The organism is Streptosporangium sp. NPDC003464 (assembly GCF_053588315.1).
Genome location: NZ_JBSFPS010000458.1, coordinates 1 through 4,003, shown reverse-complemented (window position 1 = coordinate 4,003; position 4,003 = coordinate 1). Strand labels below are relative to the sequence as shown.

Genomic DNA, 4,003 nt, shown 5'->3' with positions numbered 1-4,003 from the left:
GAGTGTGAGGCCAGAAGCCGCAGTACTCGGCAGTCATCTGCGGTAGACCGTCACTGAGCATACAAGCGCACGATTCGGTTCCGATGTTCCCCAGACCCCGGATCGTCATCGCCGGAGGAAGTGTGGGACTGTCAGCCCCTGAACGCGGTCAGGCCGTTGGGGGTGCCCAGGCCCGTCGGCCCGTCGTAGCCGGTGCGGGCCCAGCACAGGTAGCGGGGCTCGCAATAGCCGTTGGCGCCGGTGGTGATGTCGTTCAGCGCCGAGGGATGGGCGTACGGGTAGGAGGCCGGGTAGGAGCCGGGGGACGGGGTTCCGGCGTTCGCGTAGACCGCCGCGATGATCGGCGCGGAGGCGCTGGTGCCGCCGAAGACTCCCCAGCCCAGGCCGTCGCCGTTGTAGTAGACGGCGACGCCGGTTCGCGGGTCGGCCACCGCGGAGACGTCGGCCACGGTGCGCTTGGCGCAACCGGTGTCGGCCTGCCAGGTCGGCTTGGTTTGGTAGCCCGAGCAGCCGGACCCGGCGCCGTTCCATGTCCCCTCGAACCAGCCGCGGGGTTTGCTGGAGTCGGGCTTCAAGCTGGTACCGCCGACCGCGGTGACGTACTTGGAGGACGCCGGCCACAGCACGGGGATCCCGAACCAGGGGTCGCTGTAGCTGCTGTCGCCGGAGGCGAAGGTGAGGACCACGCCCGGGTGGTTGAAGTACAGCTCGTCGTAGGTGGGCGCGTCCTCCCACTCATCGCCGCCCCAGCTGTTGGAGACGTACTTGGCGCCCATTTTGACGGCCTGGTTGACGGCTTCGCCGAGGTCGTCCGCGTAGTCGGAGTCGGCCTCCACCAGGAGGATGTGGGCGTTGGGGGCGATCGCCGAGACCATGTCGAGGTCGAGCGCCGCCTCCATGGCCCAGTCCTCGTTGGGGGCGGGCAGGTCATTGGTGTTGCCCCGCTGGCTCACCTTCTTGAAGCAGCCGTTGGCGGTGGTGCAGGCCGGCAGACCGAACTGCGAGCGGTAGACGGCCAGGTCCTGCTCGGCGGTGGGGTAGTCGAAGGCGACGGTGATGGCTACCGTCATGCCGGCGCCGCCGTTGGCTGGCAGGTTGTAGGCCGACTGGAGCTGGGATGGGCCGTAGCCGTTGGGTGCGGCCAGTGAGGTGTTGGGGCCGATCGCCTTGACGGGGATCTTCCCGCCGGTGACCCTGAGCGCCAGGCAGGCCATCTGCTTGGCGTGTTTGGGGGTGGCGCACGCGCGGGCGGTCTGCACCTCGTCCTTGCCGGGCGCGGCCCGCTGGGCGGTGGCGGGTGTAGCGGTGAGGGCGGAGAGCGCCAGGGCGGCGACGGCGGCCATGGATAAGCCGGCGCGGCGGAGCGCCTTCGGTGTGGTTTTGCGCACGGTGATGCTACCTCCGGTAGGAAGTCGTGGGGGTGAGACCGCCCGGTCGGGGTGTGTCCGGGGGCTTGTTCGCGCGAGACAGTGCTGGGATCTGTGCTGCGATTGCGGTGCAGGGTGGAACGGGTGCGTGGTGCGGATCACGCGCGGGGCGTGGTTGTCGTACGGGCGTTTCCGGCGATGTGCTGTGATGCGGTGGTACGCGTACGCGAGGGTGATGCCGCTTGCTGTGCGCCGGGACGCTCAAGGGGCATGCGTCGATGCGGTGCGGGTGGTACGGCGTCGCTCGCCGGGTACGGTCGGCCGGGCCGCGATCCGGTATCGCGAACGCGTCGCCGGAGGCTCGACGGTGCCCTGCGAGCTACGTGGTGCTGTTCCGCGCGAACTCCCGGGCGAGGGAAGCGAACGGTACGTGCTTCCTCGTCCGGGTTGAGGACGAGGTCCTAGTGGATCTCGTCGAGAGGAATGCTAGTCAGGAAGAGAGGCAATAGGTTTGCGAGTTTTGCTCCTATAAAGGACCTCTGCCGCTAAGTTTTTCGATCATGGATGTCATAGATCGCACGATTGTTGCCCTCCTTCAGTCCGAAGGGCGGATCACTCTCACCGATCTGGCCGAGAAGGTCCGGCTCAGCGTCTCCAGGTGCCAGCGACGCGTCCGTGAACTGGAGAAGGCCGGAATCATCCGCGGCTACCGCGCGGTCGTCGACGCCGCGGCCATGGGATACGGGTTCCAGGTCCTGCTCTTCGCCACGCTCAGCCGGCCTGATGTGGTGCCGGAGTTCGACGCGGCACTCACCGAGATCCCGGAGATCATCGAGGCGCAGAGGCTGTGCGGCGAACCGGACTATCTGATCCGCGTGGTAAGCGCCGATCTGGCGTCGTACCAGCACTTGTATGAGTCCGTACTCATTCATCTGCCAGGGGTCCGCGGCCTCAACTCGACCATCGTCATGAAGCAGGCCGTCCCCCCCCGGCCGTTGCCGGGACGGCCGCCGCGTGTGGTTACGGGGGTCCGTCTCAACGAGGTCTGATGGTCTTGTCCGTGTTGGAGCGGGCCGAGATGATGCGAACGGGATCAGAATCCTCATTCACCTGAAGAATGACTTCATTGACATGTGGCCGTGTTCCCGATATTGGTCCTCCACTCGGGTCCATGCGCCCAAGGGTGAAGCAACCGGAGAAGACCGGGTCAGAGCTTCCGGGCAGAGTCCTTGATCAGTATGGAAAGCTGCGGCGGTCCGGAGTCATCCGCGACCGCCTCTTTCTCCGGCAGGTCGATGCACAGGAACGATGCTGTGGGGAGCCCCTGCCAGACGACGGAAGCCGATCACTCACAGCTACTTTGCCCCTGGTGGCGCCGGCCTGAGTGGAGGGTCTAGGCGTTCTCGCGGTTGAAGACGCGGGTGCCCACCGTCACGCAGACCAGCGACAGGGCCAGGGTCACGGCGACGCCCGCGGCCACGGTCCAGCTCGCGTAGTGCCCGTCGAACAGCTCGCGCAGGGCTTCGAGCACGTAGCGGAACGGGGTGAGCCGGGACAGCGCGTCCAGCCAGCCGGGCGCCATCGACATCGGCAGGAACGCGCCCGACAGCAGCACCAGCGGGACGACCGCGGTGCTCATGACCGGCGCGAACAGGTCGGGGTTCATGGTGAGCGCGACCGCGTTGGACAGGGCGGCCAGGCTCACCCCCAGCAGCGCCATGAGGACGAGCCCGGCCAGCACGCCGGGGAGCGCCGCGCGCATGCCGAAGGCGTAGCCCACCACGATCAGCATGACCGACTGGATCAGCAGGGTGACCGAGCTGCCCAGGACCCGGCCGAGCAGCAGGGCCATCCGGTGCGCCGGGGTGACCCGCAGCCGCTCCAGCACGCCCGACCGGGCGTCCCTTCTGCCGCAGGGAGATCCGGACGTGGTGCCGGAAGATCAGCCAGGTGTCGCGGAGGATGCTCATCGGGCCGGCTCCTCTCTCAGGGAGCGGCCGGTGATGGCCAGGAAGACGTCGTCGAGGGTGCCGGAGCCGCCCTTGAGCTCGGCCGGGGTGCCCTCGGCGACGATCACGCCGTGGTCGATGACGAACAACCGGTCGGCGAGCGCGTCCGCCTCGTCGAGATAGTGGGTGGTGAGGAAGACCGTGAGGCCGCGCTCCTGGCGCAGGCGCCTGACGTGGTCCCAGAGGTTGGCCCGGCTCTGCGGGTCGAGGCCGGTGGTGGGCTCGTCGAGGAAGAGCAGCGACGGGCCGTGGACCAGCCCGAAGGCCAGGTCGAAGCGGCGGCGCTGGCCTCCGGAGAGCGCGCCGCCCGGGCGGGCCTCCAGCCCGGTGAGGCCGAAGCCGTCGAGCACCTCGCCGATCCGCTCACGCGCCTCGGCCGGACGCATGCCGTACAGCAGGGCGTGGAGTTCGAGCGCCTCCCCCACCGGGTCGGCCGGGCCGATCCCGCCGTGCTGGGACACGTAGCCGATGTGCCGCCGCACGGCCCGGGGATCGGTGAGCAGGTCGTGCCCGGCGACCGTGGCGGTGCCGCCGGTGGGGCGCAGCAGCGTGGTCAGCATGCGCATGGTGGTCGTCTTGCCCGCGCCGTTGGGGCCCAGGAAGCCCACGATCTCCCCGGCCTCGACG

At 68.7% G+C, this 4,003-nt stretch carries 4 protein-coding genes; 1 reads left to right on the top strand and 3 read right to left on the bottom strand.

The genetic code is table 11. The features are described from left to right. Window positions 1-131 precede the first annotated feature (131 nt). A complete protein-coding gene (locus tag ACWDS7_RS47080; protein WP_451934610.1) occupies window positions 132-1,343 on the bottom strand; it encodes a S53 family peptidase in 1,212 nt (403 codons plus the stop codon). Between the two features lie 584 nt (window positions 1,344-1,927). On the opposite strand from ACWDS7_RS47080, the gene ACWDS7_RS47075 reads away from it, so the two are divergent. After that, on the top strand, window positions 1,928-2,416 hold the full coding sequence (locus ACWDS7_RS47075) for an Lrp/AsnC family transcriptional regulator (protein ID WP_451934609.1): 489 nt from the start codon (window positions 1,928-1,930) through the stop codon (window positions 2,414-2,416). A gap of 344 nt (window positions 2,417-2,760) precedes the next feature. Here ACWDS7_RS47075 and ACWDS7_RS47070 read toward each other — a convergent pair whose 3' ends face one another. Continuing rightward, window positions 2,761-3,255, bottom strand: coding sequence for an ABC transporter permease (locus ACWDS7_RS47070; RefSeq protein WP_451934608.1), 495 nt, complete (start codon window positions 3,253-3,255; stop codon window positions 2,761-2,763). Window positions 3,256-3,333: 78 nt separating this feature from the next. After that, window positions 3,334-4,003: ABC transporter ATP-binding protein (locus tag ACWDS7_RS47065; protein WP_451934607.1), on the bottom strand; the 670-nt coding region annotated here is incomplete at its 5' end.